We start from the raw sequence: 17,550 nt of genomic DNA, 5'->3' as shown, positions 1-17,550 counted from the left end.
ATGAGCAGCTAGCAACTGGCAACTAGCAATTGGCCTTTAGCCGAAAACCCAATGGCTTCTCCCAAACGCGAACACAGGGATTTGACCCTATGAAGAGTCGGGGCTGTCGCCGAAAGCTTATCTAAATCATAAACTTACGGAGAACTTTGCGCGGCTGATTGCTAAGTGCCAATTGCTAATTACTGCCTTATCTTGTCTCCAACTTCCGCAAACGTTCTGCCGCCACTTCGGACGAAATCGGCGTGTAGTAAACCTCTTTGAGGAAATACGGTTTGGCCTTGGCGACCATGATGGGCAGGATTTCAATGTGCCAGTGGTAGTCCTCGTCCACGGTCTTCCAGTACTGCAGCACGTTCGATTTCTGGTAGGTGTTGGGGACGGTGTGCAGCACCATGTGAAAGGACTCAGCGATGCTGAGCACGCGCTGGAAGGTGTGGCGAATCAGGCTGCTCAGGTCGGCCAGATGCGCTGCCTTGGCGTTGATGGAACGCTCGAAGGAGGAATCGTGCTTCTGCGGCATGATCCAGAGTTCGTAAGGCACGCGCGAGGCAAACGGACACAGCGCCACATAGTTGCCGCGGGTCTCCACGATCCGCACCGGGTTGCGCAGTTCCTGACCCAAAGTGTCGCAGAAAACGCACCGCTCTTTTTCCTGATAGTAGTCGCGGCACGCGCGCAGCTCGTACAGCACGCGGCGCGGGACAAAGGTGGTGGCGGTGATTTCCGAAACCGGATGTCCAAATTCCTGGCCGGCCGGCTGCCCGTAATTCTTGAACATGGTCACGTATTTGAAGCGAATGTCATGCTTCAAGTCCTGTATGCGTTGCGCGGCCAGGGTGAGGAATTGCGAGATCTCGGCGTCAGAGGACTGCCACAGCTCAATATCGTGCCGGATGCTCTGCACCAGGACTTCATGCGCGCCCACGGTGTTCATGGCGTCATAGATGCCCTCGGCGTGGCGATGCGGCTCGCCCTCAATGCGGTACAGGGGCGAAGGATGCACCATGGCCATCACCGGTCCGGCGCCGGGCTCGCTGGAGCCCAACGTGGTGATTACCTGCGGGGCGTTGGGCGATCCGGGACAGAACGGGCAATAGCCGCTTTGTACAGGCTTCTCCGCGTCGTCGCCCACGATGACCCAGGAGCGTGTGATGGGATCTTTGCGCAATTCCATGCTGTCTAAGGAAACCACCTGCGCGGGATGGCGTCAATAGAAGGATCGCCGCAGGTTTCCCGCAAGGCGTCTAAAAAAGAAAAAGAGGCCCGCCGTAGCGGGCCCCAAAAAAAGAACATGCGAGGAGAAACTCCTGGTTAATTGTTGTCTTCGCGAGTACCGATCATCGTGTAGGTAGCGCCGTTGACGAACACCAGACCGCGTACCAGTACGGTGGCGCCGGCCGTGGGCGTTACTTTCACGTTTCCGCCACTCGGGATAGTCACGGCCACTGAGGTCGCCCCACTCAGCTTGCCGAACGCCGAGGCCGGATCGATGGTCAAGGTGAACGCACTGGCGGTCGGGGCCGGCGATGCTGCTACCGTCCCTACAATACCCTGCTCGCGCAGTTTCAGTTTGGTGGCCACCAGCGGCGAGCCGGCAGCGGCGGCGTCAGCTTCAATGCGCTGGCCTTTGCCGATGTGCGAAGCGTCAAACGCCGGAGCGCTCACGCTGAGTTTGTCGGCGCGCACGCTGAACACCGTGGAAGCGTTGATCGTGATGTCCACAGTCACAGGAGGCGCAGCTGGAGTCGAGGCGCTGACCTGGTGCGCAATGGTAATGGCCGTAGCCGGAGCGCCGGTCACCGCGCTGATCACGCCTTCAGCTTCATCGCCGGACGATGTGCTTTCCCTCTCGACCTTGGTCGCCAGCTTGGTGCCGTCAGCCTTGGTCTTGCCGTCCACTTCCACGATGTCGCCCACCTTCATGTCAGAAAGCTGGGTAATGCCGTCTTTGAATTGGGTGCTGGTGTCAGTGGCGAACGTGAGAGTTGCTTCTTTGGTCTGGACGGTAAAGTTCGGAGCGGTAATGTTCGTGACGTTGCCGTGCACATCGTCGATTTCTCCGCTGTCGCTGTCTTCATTGCCAGAGGCGTTCACCGTGGACGTGGTCACGTTGAATTTAGGGGCGACCGTCGCCGAAGTGATCGTCGGGCTGCCGTTGAGCGTGACCGAAGACGCCAGGTCGAGATCGAAGTTGATCTGCGAGTTGCTGGTGGCGGTGACCGTGACGGCCGGGCTGAAGCTCACGGTAACCGTGCTGCCCGAAAGCGTGACCGGGACGCTGGCCGGCGTTGTGCCGTTTACGACCACCAACTCAGGGTTGCCAACCGTCAGGGTAGCGCCAGAATATGTTCCGGCAGGAATGTTGATCAGAGCCAGAGGCTCGAAGGTGCCGGCTTGGTGCACGAATTCAACCTCCGCCGGCTTGCTCAGAAGATTACCGGTCGTCGGGGTGGGCGATGTGCCTGTCAGTGTGACGGCGCTGATCGTCAGTTCAAACTTGAGGATCGCCGGATTGACTGCGTCCCCCGTGAAGATGGATGCGTTGGTCGCATTTACGGCAGGGTTGCTGCTTCCGCAGCCAACCAAGGACATAGCAAACACTAAAGCTACAGCAGTTAGAGCAAGAACCCGCTTCATGGATCGGGCCTCCTGAGTTTTCAGATTGGTCGGGGGATTTGCGCTGGTGGATAGTGCACACTGCGTGCCATCAGGCCTTCCTGCTAAATGGCTTATTTACAAGCACTTGCTCGTTTCGCGAAGGTCTTGATACCAGGCCAAACAGGACCCACACCTGTGTCGAGCGAACACAAACACCGGAAGGACTTGTACCGTGGGTGGTTCACCTGTGCGGGTTGAAAATCCGACAGTCGTCCGGCGCGAAAGACGCGCTTTCGTAAGAGAGAATCAAGCTGCCCGCTGCAGGTTTGGACGGGGCTTTATTCTTCCTTCTTGCCCTGAGCGCCCCCGCGTTTCTCAGAACGTCTGGGGACCGAAAACTGATCAGGAACGCCCAACACTAGCGTATTGCCGGAAGACTCAGAGATTGTCTGGAGCGCGCGGAGTTGAAGAAGATTTGGATTGTCGTCCATGGTCCGGGCAGCATTTGCCAGGCTGCGCAGGGCGGCGGTTTCTCCTCGCGCACGCTCCAGCGCTGCTTGACCTTCCTTCTGGGCTTTTACTACTTGAGAGAACGCGTTTTTCATATCACCGGAGAACATAATGTCTTTCACATCGGCCTTGATCAGCTTCAATCCGTAGTCTGAGGCTTTGCCTGAGGTCAGCTCCATCAGTTGAGCGCCAATCCCGTTGCGGTTTTCCAGCACCGCCTCAATTTTTTCCTTGCCGACGATTTCGCGCAACGCCAGTTGCAGCGTCAGGTACAGGCTGGTGCGATAGTTCGCATTCTTGTTGACAGCCAGGTTGGCGTCTGCAACCTCAAACTCGGCAGCCAGGCTGATCTTCAGCGTAACCCCGTCGGAGCTCAAAACGTCCTGCCCCTGGATCGTCACGAATTCCGGCCGCATGTCGACGGGCACGATGGAGGTGGAGCGGGGAAAGAACCAATAGCTTCCTGGACCCAAAGTGCCGGTACAGCGTCCTTTGTAGTATTTCAACGCTTTCTGATACTCGTAAACAATCATGCGTTTGAAGGGAAACAGCCTGATCGCCAGGGCCAGCGTTACGACCGCCACCGCCAGAACTGCCACAAATTCGACCATGCGCCGGAACCCTCCCCGATAAGCCCACACGGCAGAGCCACCAGGTTGCAACGGGGGGCTGAACCCACAGGGCTGAAACCCGGTTTACCCGAAGGCTGGCTCCGCCGCACGGGACGTAATGGTTTACACCCATGTCAAAGCTTGGAGTCGAACCAAGTATCGGTGAGCGATAACAAGACCAGCTTGAGATTCAAACTAGCCGCGTGCTCTGCCGACGGAGTTGTTTATACCAGTTCCGATCGTGGCAGTCGAATGCCTGAAGCACGAAGCTACCCTTCGGTAGAGGTGGTCGTGCTAACCACCGTCATCTTTCATGAGTCTGCTTCCCTTGCGCACGGTAACTTCTGATCCTTCGGCCAGAAATGCCGACGCCGGCCTGCGTTTCAGCACCGCCGCCAGTTCGGGGCCGTAGAGATCTTCGGTGTGGCCTTCAAATTGGACGCTCGCCGCCCGCCACACTCGCCAGGAAGGATGCTCCACGCGATACTCCACGCAGCCGCCGTCACGCTGCGCAGCGTAGCCCCAATAATGCTCGGTGATGAACTGTTCTTCCGACCCTTCTTCCGGCAGCGTGGCTGCGCCAGACGTTCTCAGGTGGATTTGGTTCCGGCCCTGGCTGGTCCGCCAGCCATACTCGGCGTTGACGCCGCCGTCCTCGCGCGGGTCGATGCGGTGCCACATGGGCAGGGCGACGTAGTTCTCGTTGTAAACCACCCGCGCCACGGTGGCGATGGCCCATCGCGGAACAATCTCGCGGATGAACACCACGCCGCGCCGGACTTCGTCCCCCGCCCGCCGGCGGACATAAAAACGCAGATTCACTTCGTCAAAGTTGCGATGGAACGGAATCGCCATCCCCAGTACCTTGGTATTCAGAAACCGGAATCCCACCAGGCTGACGAAGAGCTTGCCCTGCCAGCGATCGAGCTCGGTCCCCGAAGGAACGAGCTTCTCCAGCAAGGCGGCGTCAACTTCATAGTTGAGCATGGCGGCCATTCGCCATTCGGCGGTGAGAAAGGTGCGGGAGGCGTTCATGGCTGAAATCTTTATATGAACATGTTCAACATTAGATGAGCGCGCTACCTCTGTCAATCAATTTACAAGCTCGCTCGTTGCCGGCGCTGCCGCAATCTGCGCCCTGAGTGCTGACATCGCTCGACAATCCTCTGCTGGCCGCGTTTTCAAGGAGATTGCTGCACGACATCCTAAAGAATAGGAGTATGATTCCTGGGTAAGAATCCCCCCAAGACGCCCTAGGGTCTCCACGGGCTGCCTCATCGAACGTCTCAAAAGGAGGCGACTATGCAAACCTTACCAAAATGGTCCTATATGAAACGCGCCTGCGGCATTACAGGCTGCGTTCTTTCCCTCCAACTGGCTCTCTGGTGCAGTGCGGGCGGGGCGAAGAAGCCCTCATTTGAAAAGATCCAGAAATTGGCCGAAATGGCGGAGGCAGTTGAAGCAGCCAAACCAATCTCTGTTTCTGAGCAACAGCTCCAGAAAGGCATCCTGGAAGCGACCAAGCAATTGAGCGACTACCTGGCCTCCCAGCCGGATGACGTAGAAGCGCTGTTGCTGGCCGCGCGCTTAACCCGGGCAGAGATCATGTTTACCCCGGTCGCTCTCAGCGGCAAATCCAAAATGGCCCAGGATTTAGGAGAGGCGGAAAAGTCGCGGCGCGAGAAGGCGGACCGCGCGGCAGGATATTGTGATCGCGTGGTCGCGTTGCAACCCAACAATGCCGCCGCTTATTACTGGAAGGAGCGGCTTTATGGCATCCGCAATTTTGGCTGGCGTAACGACACTATGGCCTGGGTCTACGTGGACCTGAATCTGGCGGTGCAGGCGGGCCGAAAGGCGGTGGAACTCGATCCCCGCAACGTCCTGTACCGGGAAACACTGGCAAACTATCTGGCCCGCAACCGTCAGCGCGATGAAGCGATTGAAGTGATGCGGGATGTCGGCGCCGGCACCCATCTCATGTACTTGCTGCTCATGGATGCCAAGCGGATCCCCTTGCCCGACAAGGCAGCCTTCTTGCCCAAGGAAACCGAAGATACCGTGCAAAGCGCTGTTGAGGGCCGATGGAAGGACTACCCTGAGCTGCGCATCTATCAATACGTTCTTCCCATGACTATAGCGGAAGTCGAGGAGTTTTACCGCCGAAGCTGGCCCGAATTTAAACTATTCAAGGTGGGCAGCGAAAAGGACGGAGAAGACACATTTGATAATTTTGTCCAGCTGTTCCTGTGGCGCAACAACGGTTTTGTGCCCGCGGCGAAGCTGGAAGATATTCCGAAGCAGCCGTCCGAAGGTCTTCGTCTTAGCTTTACTGAGGCCCACCTCAAGAAGCCAAGGACGCCGCCTTTTCCTGTTCCTGTGGGCGATCCCTTCTGTGTCTTGACCATCAGAGACTTTCGCCCGACAAAAGCCCAGTAAAAATAGTTTTCGTCCTTGCAACCGCACGCTAATGGCCGCCGATGCCCATCCCGCTCAGGAAACCATTTCCCTGCTGGGCATTCCCTTTGACGCCAACTCCAGTTTTCTGCGCGGGCCGGCGCAGGCGCCAAAGTTGATTCGCGCGGCGCTTTACTCGGACTCCACCAATCTGTGGACGGAAGACGGCTTGGATCTGGGCAGACCCAATTCATTCAACGATGCCGGCGACCTGGAGCTTCCGGAAAATCCCATCCCCGCGTTCGCCGCGATTGAAGCCGGCGTATGGCGGACTCTGGGCCTGGGTCATCCGCTGATCTGCCTGGGTGGCGACCATTCCATCACCTATCCCATTGTGAAAGGCTTCCGCCCGCGCTGGCCTGACCTGACGATTTTGCATTTTGACGCTCATCCAGACCTGTATGACCAGCTCGGCGGCAACCATCTCTCGCACGCGTGTCCTTTCGCGCGCATCATGGAAGAAAAACTGGCGCGGCGGCTGGTGCAAGTAGGGATTCGCACCATCAACGGCCATCAGGCCGAGCAGGCAAAGAGGTTCGGCGCGGAAGTGATCACCATGCGTGAGCTGCACCGCTTTGCGCCATGGAATCTTGCAGGCCCGCTTTACATTTCCTTTGATCTTGACGTGCTTGATCCAGCGTTTGCTCCCGGCGTGTCGCACTACGAGCCGGGTGGGATGTCCGTCCGCGACGCGCTGACGATGATCCAAAGCCTGCGTGTGCCTATCGTCGGCGCCGACATTGTGGAATACAACCCGACGCGCGACTTCCACGATCAGACGGCCATGGTCGCGGCCAAGCTGCTCAAGGAAATTGCCGCGGCGATGGTGCGGAGGGGGAAGGCATTTACCGACTGGCCCTGATGCTGCCTGGATGTCTTAGCTTTACTCGATGCTCACCAGAGGCGGCGTACGCTGTAGCCATCCAATGCGACGTCGTTGCTGATCACAGGTACGCCTTCGGCTTGGGCCTGGGCGATCAGCATCCGGTCAAACGGATCTTTGTGCGGCCCGGGCAGCAAGCCTGCCCGTACGGCGTGTTCCGACAAAATGGGCAAGCTCTCAAACCGTTCCCGCGCCAGGTAACCTGGGAAGTCTGCCACCAAGTCAGCCGCGTCTGGCAGTTTTCCCAAACGGAATTTTGGTGGCAATCTCCCAGGCGGAGGCCGCGCTCACCAGGACCGTATTGTTGGCACGCGCAATCAATTTCCGCGCCGGTGCAGACAGCGCCGGGTCGTCGCTCAACCACCAGAGAAGGGCGTGGGTGTCCAGCAGCAAACGCATGTCGGCCTACTCCCAGCCAGCCAGCTCTTCTGCCGGCAGCGGCTCAAAGAACTCCGGCCCCACGCGCAATCTGCCGCGCAATGCTCCCGGCTGGCGGCGGCCTTTGGTGTCGGCAATCGGGACCAGACGGACCACCGGCTCCGGACCGCGTGCGATCACGATCTCCTCACCCTGGCACGCCTTTTCGATGAGCTTGGACAGGTTGGTTTTGGCTTGGTGAATGGTGAAAGTCTTCATAAGCTATTAGCTAATGTATATTAGCTAATTAACGCCCCTTTGACAATAGAGCGATCTGGCCTGGTGGCAAACCAACAAGCCTGCGGAAGATCCCTTTCTATATCCTGGCGACCCTTGCTTTCCTCCGTGTCTCCGTGCCTCCGTGGTGGAATTTATCTCCCCTGCAAAAGACGCTCTATAATCCATTCACTAGGCCATGACCGAGCCCTCCACTCCGCTGATGCGGCAATATGCCGCCATTAAGAAGCAGCATCCCAACGCTCTGGTCTTCTTCCGCCTCGGCGATTTCTACGAACTCTTCTTTGAAGACGCTGTGGTGGCAGCCAAAGAGCTGCAGATCACGCTCACTTCGCGCAACAAAGAAAAGGACCAGGCCATCCCCATGTGCGGCGTGCCGTATCACGCTGCGGAAGGCTATTTGTCGAAGCTGCTGCGCAAGGGATTCAAGGTGGCCATCTGCGAGCAGATGGAAGATCCCCGGCTGGCGAAGAAGCTGGTACGGCGCGAAGTGACGCGCGTGCTCACGCCGGGGACGGCGATTGATTCCAGCGTGGGAGCGGAAGACAACAACTTTCTGGCGGCGCTGGCGCGGGCGACTTCTCCGGGAAGCGGCGGGGCAGTGGGCTTGGCGGCACTGGATCTTTCCACAGGAGAATTTCGCGCCACGGAATTTCGCGGCCCGGACGCCGAACGCCGTATTCTGGAAGAGTTGCAGCAACTGCGCCCGCGTGAAGTCTTGTATCCAAGGGGATTGCCGCTGTTTGATCGCGCGCCATTGAATAACGCCAGCGCGGGAGCGCCAGCAGAAGTTCCTTTGCATGAAGGCGCATCTGAGAGTGGCAGCGTTGCCGCGTCGCCAGCCGCCGAACAAACTTCCACGCCGTCCGCCCTTCCTCGCACCGGCGACCTTGGCAGGCTGGCTGATTCCTCCCGCGCGAACGCCGAACGGGTCCGCTTCACCGAAACGCCGCTGGACGACTGGGTCTTCTCGCCCGACTACGCCATCCCGCTGGTGGAGAACCAGTTCGGCGTGTTGTCGCTGGAAGGCTTTGGCCTGGAAGGCAAGCCCGCAGCCGCCACCGCGGCCGGGGCCATCCTGCATTACGTGCGCTCCACGCAGAAGGGCACGCTGCAACACGTGGACCGCATCGGTTTTTACGACCGCCAGGAATACCTGGTGCTGGACGCGGTCACCGTCCGCAATTTGGAACTGGTGGAGCCGCTGTTCGCCAACACCGGGACGGAAGTTACGCTCTTCCGCGCGCTGGATGCCACGCTCACGCCCATGGGCAAGCGCCTGCTGCGCTCGTGGATGCTGCGGCCGTCCATCAACGTGGTGGAAATCGGCCACAGGTTGGACGCGGTGGAAGCTGGGGTGAAGGACTTCATCGCCCGCGAAGAATTACGGCGTGCGCTGGAAGGCGTGCTGGACGTTGAGCGTCTGCTGAGCCGCGTGACCCTGGAGACCGCCAACCCGCGCGACGTGCTCGCCTTATGCGCCAGCCTGAATCGCATACCGCTGGTGCGGGCGGCGCTGGGGCGGTTGAACGTCACACTCTCCGGAGAGAAGGGTGTGAATGAAACTGGTTTGTCGTCTGCCCGGTTCACTGAACTCCATTCCCTACTGGACGAGTTGGCTGATCTGCGCGAGCGCATCGAAAAAACCATTGTTCCCGAGCCGCCGCTCACTCTGGCCGATGGCGGCGTGATCCAGCCCGGCCTGGACGCGGAGCTGGACGAGCTGCGCAATCTCAGCCGCAACAGCAAGCAGTACATCGCGCAGATTGAAGAGCGCGAACGCAAGCGCACCGGGATCGGCTCGCTCAAGGTCAAGTTCAACTCGGTTTTCGGCTATTACATTGAGATCAGCAAAGCCAACCTGCATCACGCGCCGCCCGATTACGAACGCAAGCAGACGCTGGTGAACGCCGAGCGCTTCACCACGCCGGAGCTGAAAGAGTACGAAGCCAAGGTCCTGGACGCGCAGGAAAAGATTGTGGAGATTGAGCGGCGGCTGTTTGCTGAGTTACGGACGGCGATCGCCGCCGAAGCTAAGCGCATCCGGCAGACTTCTTTGGCCGTGGCGGAAGTGGATGTGCTGGCGTCGCTGGCGTACATCGCGCAGAATCGCGGATATTGCCGGCCGCAGTTTGCTGTCTCTGAGCCAACTACCGCTGGACCATCGTCCACCCGATCCCCTTCTGCCGCCGATGCCAACGCCCTGGAAATTATTGACGGCCGCCATCCCGTGCTGGAGCAGCTGGACATCTCCGGCGTGAGTGACCGCTTTGTCCCCAATGATCTTTATCTCAACGCGACCACGCACGGTATTTTGCTCATCACCGGACCCAACATGGGCGGCAAGTCCACGTATCTGCGGCAGACGGCGCTCATTGTTCTTATGGCGCAGATGGGCAGCTTTGTTCCGGCGCGATCGGCGCGCCTGCCGGTTACAGACCGCATCTTCACCCGCATCGGCGCCAGTGACAATCTGGCCCGCGGACGCTCGACATTCATGGTGGAAATGACCGAGACCGCCGCCATCCTCAATACGGCCACCGCGCGGTCATTGATCCTGCTGGACGAAATCGGCCGCGGGACTTCTACCTATGATGGGTTGGCGATTGCCTGGGCGGTGATCGAATACATTCACTCCACCAGCCGGGCCAAGACGCTGTTTGCCACGCACTATCACGAGCTGACCGAGCTTGACAGGCTTCCCGGCGTGAAGAACTTCCATGTCTCAGTGAAAGAGACGGGCGGCGGGATTGTCTTCTTGCGCAAAGTGGAGCCGGGCGCGGCCGATCGAAGTTACGGGATCGAAGTAGCCAAGCTGGCCGGCTTGCCGCCGGAGGTGATTCGCCGGGCGCGCGAAGTGCTGCACGAACACGAAAACGCTGAACACCAAGCTACGGAGCACCTGGCTCCGGGCACGCGTGACGCCGAACCGCAGATGCAGTTGACCATGTTTACGCCGCTCTCGCAGAAGATTGTGGACCGCCTGAAAGAGGCCGACCTGAACAACCTGACGCCGCTGGACGCGCTGAATCTGCTGAATGAGCTAAAGAAACAAGTATGAAACATAGTGCAAACCATTAATATAGATTCTAAGTATTCCCTAATCACTGTTGGACTTCTATACGGCCACACCTAGGTCCGCTTTATTCCTTGAGCTTCCAGGGCTTATCTGTTACCGTTCCCAACTATAAACAAGCTAGTCTCCAGTTTCACTCAAGGTCTCTGCACGATTCCAAGGATAGACCGGTGCGCGTAGGAATCATTTCAGTTTTTGTGGATTTTCACAGGCGCGGGGCCCACCATCGCGGGGCTCTTCAACCGCAAATCGGGCCACTGATTGCCTCGCTTCTTCCCCCGCATGAGGACGTGGAAGTAGTGAATGACACTTGGCGAGATCCCGATTGGCAAAAAGACTACGATCTCTTGTTTATTTCCTGTCTTCATGCGGACTTTGACCGAGCCCGGCAGATCTCCCATTACTGGAGAAGGCGGGGAGCGAAGACCGTGCTGGGTGGTACTCTGGCCAGCACGTATTCGAATCTTTGCCGTCCTTACTTTGATGCCATTGTGATTGGCGATCCTGAGAGCGCAGTTCCGCGCATCTATGAAGATTTTTCCAAGGGCGAACTGCAGCCGGTTTACCTGGGTTCACCGTACGATCCGGCGCGCCTCCCGGCTCCTCGGTTTGAACTTGCCGCCCAGCAGCAACTTCTGCCGATTTCACTGGAAGTGACTCGCGGTTGTCCTTTCATGTGCGAGTTCTGCGCCTTGACCGGCATTGGAACCAGGCATCAGGTCCGGCCAACGGACACTGTAGTGCGCGACATTCGGCAAGCCCAGCGCGTTCTGCGAGGGTTAGTTCCCAATTACAAGCTGAAGATGGCTGCCTTCAATGACAACAACATCGGTGGAAACCTTTCCTACTTGCAAGAGTTGTGCGCCGCACTCGAGCCCTTGAAGATCTCCTGGGGATCGGCCATAACCTTTAACGCCATTAGCAACCTGCAAATAGTCAAGATGCTTTCGCGCTCCGGATGCAGGTTTTTGTTCATGGGTCTGGAAAGCTTCAACCCTGAAGCCATTGCCGATATGAATAAATTTCAAAACGCGCTCGATAAGACCAAGATGGTTATGGACGAGTGCCACAAGCATGGGATCCTGGTGGAATCCGGGCTCATGCTCAATCCCATGGTGGACGACTGGAAGTACATACAGTCCGTGCCTCAATCCTTGCATGAGTGCGGCTTGCACGTTCCCAGTTTTATCTGCTTTGAGTCCCCTATTCCTGGTACCCCTCATTTCCATCGGCTGGCCGCGCAGGAAACTCCGGCCCTGATGCCCAATGCGCTGCTGCGGGACTTCACCGGATACACGCTGGTGACCCGGCCCGTGCGCGAGAACGCGGATGACTTTGTCGCTGCTTACCGGTGGCTCCTCCAGAAGGTCTATTCCCCCGTGGGCAGGCTACGAAAGCTGGCTGATGATCTGCCCAAGTTCCTGTCGCATGGTCATTTGCTGACTGGATTGGTGGATCTCATCATTCAGGGCCCGACTCGGGAGAAGGCAGAAGCCAAACGCACTTACATGGCCGGCGCGTTGCAGCCTCGTACCTACCTCGCCGGCACCGATGCTCCTCCACCGGAAGCGTCCAGCATCCCTTTTGAGTCGGGCGATTTCGAATTTGAAGAAGAACGGCGGCTCATCCTGGAGCCCTGGAGAGTCACTGATTCTGAGGGCCGCGTTCTTGATGAGTGGAGACAATCAACCAAAGTATTCGGCCCCAAGGGCCGCATTTCTCCGGATGCGAAACAATTGGTCCCGATAACAGCGGCTACTGTGGACTAGAAATCATCTGGGTCCGCCCAGAGCCATAGGTCCACTGCTTTCATTGGTTGCACAGTTTCTTCAGCCGCCCGGGTAAAAATACTTTGTAACGTTTTTGGCATTTTGTGCACTATTGTCCGGGGAAAGCTGGTTTTATGCGACTGACAATTGCCTGCTTTTTGTTTTCTTGCTGCGTAGTTTTGTCTTGCGGGGCCCAGAGCGCCCCTCCTAGTTTTCATGAAGAACTCATCGCCGAGCTTCCGGCGGGCGCGGAACTCGTCCAGATCACCGACTCCGCTCACCATCTTGCATGGGCGGAAAAACGTGACGACCGGACCATCGTGCGCCTTGACGGCAAGCAGCAGGGGGACGCTTACGATGAAGTCAGGCATCTGGAGTTCTCGCCTGACGAAGCCCACCTGGCCTTCATTGCCAAGCGCGATACCAAGTGGGTGCTCATCTACGATGCCAAAGAGTATTCAGAAGAGTCCTCTGTGGTGTCGGTTTTTAAATGGCAGCCCAACGGAAGCTCATTTGCCTACTGCGCCTGCCGTGGAAAGAAATGCCGCCTGTTTGTGGATGGCGCCGCTCGCGGACCGGAGTACGAAGAAATTTCTCTTCCCCAGTATTCAAGCGACGGCAAACATCTGGCCTACTTGGGCAAACATGGAAAGAAATGGGTGGCCCTGGTGGACGGAAAAGAAACCGGGCCGGAGATGGACACTTTTGACTACAGACACTGGGGCTTCAACCCCGGCGGCAGCCGTTTCTATGTGGCCACTTCCCCTCATTTGCCCAGATTTCATGATCTGGAGTGGATGTATGTGGTGGACGGCGCAACCGGTCCGGGCTTTGCCGTGGTGAGCGACATTGCTTTTTCACCGGACGGAAAGCATTACGCTTATGCCGGCGCCATCGTAAAATCCGGCTGGAAGGCCAAGCCGCGCGGCACCGTGGTACTCGACGGCCATGCGCAGGACGCCACCTTTGAAGGCAAGGGGTTTTTCGAAGGACAGATGGTCACCGGCGCGCTGGACTTCGTTCCCGAATTCCACGGGCTCTCAAATCCGGTATTTGATCCTGAAGGCAAGCTGGTGTACGCCGCGCGCCGGGCGGCCGGCGACGTTGTGGTCTTCGTCGGGAACCAGCCAGGGCCGGCCTTTGATGACATCGTGAGTCCGATTATTTTCTCCGCGGACGGACGGCACTTCGCGTATGTCGGCCAGCAGGGCGAGGACTTTGTGGAGGTGCGCGACAACAAGCCGGGGGCAAAATTTCCGGGCAAACGCGTCGTCAGCTTTGTGCAGTGGATCTACGTGACCAACGAGCCCGACCACCACTTGGCTTACGAAATCGTGCGGGGTGGCAAGCTTTTCATGAACCGCAGCACCAATCGCGCCCTGCGACGCCTGGTCGTGGATGGCCAGCCCGGCCCGGAATACGACGTGTTGGGCATGAACGGTCTTAGATTCAGCAAGGACTTCAAACACTACGGATACGAGATCCACGGCATTGATGGTAATCACGCCCGTGTGAGGATTGACGGACAAGAAAGCAAAGCCTATGGCCACGTGGTGTACTGGAGCCTGAGCTTCACCACTGAGCCCGAAACAGCCTCGTTCATCGCCCGCGATGAGCAGAAGCTTCTCCGCGTCACCCTGCCGTTACATTAGGGCCTGGGCAGGCGGAGGCGGGCAAGGCGGGGCGACGAAGCCGCAACCCAAACGAACACGAGCGCATTCGACCCGGAAACGAACGGGCCTTGCTGGGAACCAGGCGACACTCGCCCTCGGCACCCACCTTCGGCGCCCTCCGCCACTGTCCCTCCCTGTCTCCGCGTTTTTGTGAAATTTTTCTTCTCGGCCCTTGACTTTCGCTTTTTATTCGGTTACATTCCTCCCTGCCAGTGAAACGACCCTTGGAGGAACCACCCGCCATGTCGCTTAGCCAATCGCTGTTACCGGAATTTGACCAGGAAATGGCCGGCACCCGCCGCACGCTGGAGCGCGTTCCGGAAGCCAAGTTCGGCTGGAAACCCCATGAAAAATCCGGCACCATGCTGTGGCTGGCCGGGCATCTTTCAGAAATCCCTTCCTGGACCACCTACACCATCTCCCAGGATTCCATTGATCTGGCCCCTGGCGGCAAGGCCATGCAGCCGCCTCCGGCGCCCGCGTCCACCAAGGAACTTTTGGAGCGATTCGATAAACATGTGGCTGAAGCCCGCGCGGCGCTGGCCGGTGTCAGCGACCAAGAGCTGAGCAAGCCGTGGTCGCTGCTCAACAACGGCCAGGTGCTGTTCACCATGCCCAAGATCGCCTGCTTGCGCACGTGGGTTCTGAACCATAACGTGCACCATCGCGCGCAACTGGGCGTTTATTTGCGCCTGAATAATATTCCTGTCCCCGCGATTTACGGACCTTCCGCCGATGAGCAAGGAATGTAAGCTCTCCTGCCAAAAGGGCGCAGTCAAGAACCCCGACGAATCACGCCTCGGGACTGGCTGCGCCCCCTCCCCCGTGCCCATTGCCAGGATTGCCAAGATTGCCAAAAATTGATGATTGGCAGAATTCGCGCTGAGGAAGACTCGGCAGTCAAGCCGCGCATTTCCCCAAGGAAAGATGGAGGTAATGGATTTGTGCTGCGAGCTTCCAGCTTGCGCCCATTTGTCAATGTTGGCAATCTTGGCAATTCTGGCAATTCCCAAGGACTTCGTATAATCGGAGGCGATGGCTAAGAAAACGACATTGGACTTGCGCCGGCAGATTGGCCAGCTCCTCATCATGGGTTATGACGGCCTGGAGATGGATTCGCAGTTGCGCACCATGCTGTCCACGATCCAGCCCGGCGGCGTCATTCTTTTTGCCCGCAACATTGAGAGCGCCAGCCAAACCTGGAAGCTGCTGCGCGACTCGCAATCCACCACGCGCGTCCCCATGTTTCTCTGCGTGGACCTGGAAGGCGGCACGGTGGACCGCCTGAAGAAGGTGTTTGCTCCCGCGCCGTCGGTGGAACAGGTGTTCGCCACCGGCGACAAGAAATTGTGGCGCATGCACGGCAACATTCTTGGTTTGGAGGCCCGCGCTCTGGGCTTCAACACCGACTTCACGCCGGTTTTCGACCTCGGCTTCGCGGTTTCGCGCAGCGTGCTCACGTCGCGCACCGCTTCGTCCGATCCCAAGCAGGTCATCGCTTACGCGCGCGAGTGCCTCAAGGGCCTCAAGGCAGGCAAAGTCCTGGGCTGCGGCAAACATTTTCCCGGCCTGGGTGAAGCCAACCTGGACACCCACCACGAACTGCCTTCCATCGCCAAGCCCTGGAAAAAACTGTGGGCGGAAGACCTGCTTCCCTATCGCGAACTGCGCAGCCAGATTCCGTTCGTCATGGTCGCGCATGCGGCGTATCCGCAGGTCACCAAGAACAATGTTCCTGCGTCACTGTCAAAGAAATGGATGAAAGACATCTTGCGCGACAAGATCGGCTTCCGCAACCTGATCATCTCGGACGATCTGGAGATGGGCGGCGTGCTGAAAGGCGGGACGATTGAAGAAGTGGCGGTGGAAACCCTGCGAGCCGGCGCCGACATGTTTCTGGTCTGCCACAACCAGGAACTGGTCTGGCGCGGCTATGAAGCCGTGCTGCGCGCCGCGGAAAAAGACCGCAAATTCGCCGCGCAGGTGTCCCAGGCCGCGCGCCGTGTGCTGAGCCTGAAGAGGCGGTCGGCGGAGTTGCGCGGCTTTGCCCGCGAGCCCAAGGCCAAAGTGGTACAGAAGCTGCGGCGCATTGTGGAAGAGTTTTCGCGCATTGTGGGCGGCAGCGGCCCCGGCGGGCAAACGTCCTCCGAGGGCATGGAGAACATTGCTTGATCGTTGCCGGAATCATGAGCGGCACGTCGGCGGACGGCATTGATGTCGCGCTGGTGCGCCTCTCCGGCCAAGGCTTCAAGTTGCGCTTTAAGCTTCTGGGACACCGGCACTTCGCGTATCCTGCGCCGGTGCGCTCGGCGATTCTTCGCGCCATGAATGCGGACAAGATCAGCGTTGCCGAACTTTCGCGCCTCAACTTTCTTCTCGGCGAGCTTTATGCTGACGCGGTGGGCCGCACGCAAAAAGCCCTGAAGGTTCGCCGCATTGATCTGGCCGGCTGCCACGGCCAGACCATCTACCATCAGGGCGAAGCGGCGACGTATCTGGGACGCAAGATCGCCTGCACATGGCAGACCGGTGAAGTAGCGGTGCTCGCCCACCGCCTAGGCGCGCCCGTGGTGTCCGACTTCCGCCCTGCCGACATGGCCGCCGGCGGCAAAGGCGCGCCGCTGGTTCCTTTTCTTGACTATGCTCTTTTCCGCGACGCCCGCGCAGGCAGGATCGTGCAGAATCTTGGCGGCATCGCCAACCTCACGGCCATCCCCGCAGGCGCCCTTCCAGAAGACGTGCTGGCTTTTGATACCGGTCCCGGCAACATGCTGATGGACCAGCTCACCCAGACACTCTTCGGCGAGCCGTTTGACCGTGGCGGGGCAATCGCCGGGCGCGGGAAGATACTTAAAGCGGTGCTTGAAGAATCACTGCGCAACCCATACTTCACGCGGAGGCCACCGAAGACCGCAGGGCGCGAAGAGTTTGGCCGCGAATACGCCCGGGCGTTTCTGCGCAGATGCGGCCGCGCCGCTAAAGAAGACGTCGCCGCCACAGCCACGGCGCTGACTGCCCACTCCATCGCGCAGGCGATCAAGAGATTTGTCCTGCCGCGCGGCAGCTTCCGCGACTACATTGTCTCCGGCGGAGGAACGGAGAATCGCACGCTGATGCGCATGCTGGCCGAAGAAGCCAGCGCTCTCGGCCTGAAGCTCAAGACGACGGACGACTTCGGGATCCCCAGCCAGGCCAAAGAGGCCGCGGCTTTCGCCGTGTTGGCATATCAGACGTGGCATCGCCAGCCGGGAAATATTCCTTCGGCAACAGGAGCGAAGCGGGCAGGGGTGCTGGGGAAGATCTCCTATGTTTAACCACA

The 17,550-nt window shown here is 58.7% G+C and carries 13 protein-coding genes and 1 pseudogene; 8 read left to right on the top strand and 6 right to left on the bottom strand.

From position 1 onward, the window contains the following. Positions 1–187 precede the first annotated feature (187 nt). From LAO20_20785 to LAO20_20770, 4 genes are all read right to left on the bottom strand, one after another. On the bottom strand, positions 188–1,174 hold the full coding sequence (locus LAO20_20785; GenBank protein ID MBZ5533872.1) for a hypothetical protein: 987 nt from the start codon (positions 1,172–1,174) through the stop codon (positions 188–190). Between the two features lie 137 nt (positions 1,175–1,311). Further along, positions 1,312–2,637 carry a DUF5666 domain-containing protein gene (locus tag LAO20_20780; GenBank protein ID MBZ5533871.1) on the bottom strand — a complete coding sequence of 442 codons (1,326 nt, stop codon included), beginning with the start codon at positions 2,635–2,637 and terminating at the stop codon, positions 1,312–1,314. A 299-nt stretch (positions 2,638–2,936) separates the two neighbouring features. Continuing rightward, complete coding sequence (locus LAO20_20775) at positions 2,937–3,719, bottom strand: slipin family protein (GenBank protein ID MBZ5533870.1); 783 nt, start codon at positions 3,717–3,719, stop codon at positions 2,937–2,939. A gap of 294 nt (positions 3,720–4,013) precedes the next feature. After that, positions 4,014–4,754 carry a DUF2071 domain-containing protein gene (locus LAO20_20770; protein ID MBZ5533869.1) on the bottom strand — a complete coding sequence of 247 codons (741 nt, stop codon included), beginning with the start codon at positions 4,752–4,754 and terminating at the stop codon, positions 4,014–4,016. A 267-nt stretch (positions 4,755–5,021) separates the two neighbouring features. Here LAO20_20770 and LAO20_20765 point away from each other — a divergent pair, with 267 nt between their 5' ends. Both LAO20_20765 and LAO20_20760 read left to right on the top strand, forming a co-directional pair. Further along, complete coding sequence (locus LAO20_20765; GenBank protein MBZ5533868.1) at positions 5,022–6,158, top strand: hypothetical protein; 1,137 nt, start codon at positions 5,022–5,024, stop codon at positions 6,156–6,158. A gap of 31 nt (positions 6,159–6,189) precedes the next feature. Further along, entirely contained in the window at positions 6,190–7,038 is an 849-nt protein-coding gene (locus tag LAO20_20760; GenBank protein MBZ5533867.1) for an agmatinase family protein, read from the top strand. A gap of 32 nt (positions 7,039–7,070) precedes the next feature. Here the strand turns inward: LAO20_20760 and LAO20_20755 are convergent. Then, positions 7,071–7,458: pseudogene (locus tag LAO20_20755) on the bottom strand (type II toxin-antitoxin system VapC family toxin). 6 nt (positions 7,459–7,464) lie between these two features. After that, complete coding sequence (locus tag LAO20_20750) at positions 7,465–7,695, bottom strand: type II toxin-antitoxin system prevent-host-death family antitoxin (protein MBZ5533866.1); 231 nt, start codon at positions 7,693–7,695, stop codon at positions 7,465–7,467. Between the two features lie 196 nt (positions 7,696–7,891). On the opposite strand from LAO20_20750, the gene mutS reads away from it, so the two are divergent. The 6 genes from mutS to LAO20_20720 all read left to right on the top strand — a co-directional run bounded on the left by mutS (position 7,892) and on the right by LAO20_20720 (position 17,545). Next, complete coding sequence (mutS, locus tag LAO20_20745) at positions 7,892–10,774, top strand: DNA mismatch repair protein MutS (protein MBZ5533865.1); 2,883 nt, start codon at positions 7,892–7,894, stop codon at positions 10,772–10,774. Between the two features lie 212 nt (positions 10,775–10,986). Next, on the top strand, positions 10,987–12,558 hold the full coding sequence (locus LAO20_20740) for a radical SAM protein (protein MBZ5533864.1): 1,572 nt from the start codon (positions 10,987–10,989) through the stop codon (positions 12,556–12,558). Between the two features lie 134 nt (positions 12,559–12,692). Then, the gene (locus tag LAO20_20735; GenBank protein ID MBZ5533863.1) at positions 12,693–14,210 is read left to right on the top strand and encodes a WD40 repeat domain-containing protein; all 1,518 of its coding nucleotides are present in this window, start codon (positions 12,693–12,695) and stop codon (positions 14,208–14,210) included. 263 nt (positions 14,211–14,473) lie between these two features. Next, the gene (locus LAO20_20730; GenBank protein MBZ5533862.1) at positions 14,474–14,983 is read left to right on the top strand and encodes a DinB family protein; all 510 of its coding nucleotides are present in this window, start codon (positions 14,474–14,476) and stop codon (positions 14,981–14,983) included. A gap of 283 nt (positions 14,984–15,266) precedes the next feature. Next, positions 15,267–16,403 carry a beta-N-acetylhexosaminidase gene (gene nagZ, locus LAO20_20725; protein ID MBZ5533861.1) on the top strand — a complete coding sequence of 379 codons (1,137 nt, stop codon included), beginning with the start codon at positions 15,267–15,269 and terminating at the stop codon, positions 16,401–16,403. Beyond that, positions 16,400–17,545, top strand: a complete 1,146-nt coding sequence (locus LAO20_20720; GenBank protein MBZ5533860.1) for an anhydro-N-acetylmuramic acid kinase — start codon at positions 16,400–16,402, stop codon at positions 17,543–17,545. Before nagZ ends, LAO20_20720 begins: the two co-directional genes overlap by 4 nt. The last annotated feature ends 5 nt before the right edge of the window (positions 17,546–17,550 follow it).

This window comes from Terriglobia bacterium (assembly GCA_020072815.1).
Classification (GTDB): Bacteria; Acidobacteriota; Terriglobia; order Terriglobales; family Acidobacteriaceae; genus Angelobacter.
The sequence above is the reverse complement of the archived record's forward strand: the minus strand, read 5'-3'. Positions and strand labels throughout refer to the sequence as shown.

What these genes read in the sequence shown, in the direction of transcription:
- LAO20_20785 (MBZ5533872.1), bottom strand. Translation starts at nt 1,174, where the DNA reads ATGGAATTGCGCAAAGATCCCATCACACGCTCCTGGGTCATCGTGGGC.
- LAO20_20780 (MBZ5533871.1), bottom strand. Translation starts at nt 2,637, where the DNA reads ATGAAGCGGGTTCTTGCTCTAACTGCTGTAGCTTTAGTGTTTGCTATG.
- LAO20_20775 (MBZ5533870.1), bottom strand. Translation starts at nt 3,719, where the DNA reads ATGGTCGAATTTGTGGCAGTTCTGGCGGTGGCGGTCGTAACGCTGGCC.
- LAO20_20770 (MBZ5533869.1), bottom strand. Translation starts at nt 4,754, where the DNA reads ATGAACGCCTCCCGCACCTTTCTCACCGCCGAATGGCGAATGGCCGCC.
- LAO20_20765 (MBZ5533868.1), top strand. Translation starts at nt 5,022, where the DNA reads ATGCAAACCTTACCAAAATGGTCCTATATGAAACGCGCCTGCGGCATT.
- LAO20_20760 (MBZ5533867.1), top strand. Translation starts at nt 6,190, where the DNA reads ATGGCCGCCGATGCCCATCCCGCTCAGGAAACCATTTCCCTGCTGGGC.
- LAO20_20750 (MBZ5533866.1), bottom strand. Translation starts at nt 7,695, where the DNA reads ATGAAGACTTTCACCATTCACCAAGCCAAAACCAACCTGTCCAAGCTC.
- mutS (MBZ5533865.1), top strand. Translation starts at nt 7,892, where the DNA reads ATGACCGAGCCCTCCACTCCGCTGATGCGGCAATATGCCGCCATTAAG.
- LAO20_20735 (MBZ5533863.1), top strand. Translation starts at nt 12,693, where the DNA reads ATGCGACTGACAATTGCCTGCTTTTTGTTTTCTTGCTGCGTAGTTTTG.
- LAO20_20730 (MBZ5533862.1), top strand. Translation starts at nt 14,474, where the DNA reads ATGTCGCTTAGCCAATCGCTGTTACCGGAATTTGACCAGGAAATGGCC.
- nagZ (MBZ5533861.1), top strand. Translation starts at nt 15,267, where the DNA reads ATGGCTAAGAAAACGACATTGGACTTGCGCCGGCAGATTGGCCAGCTC.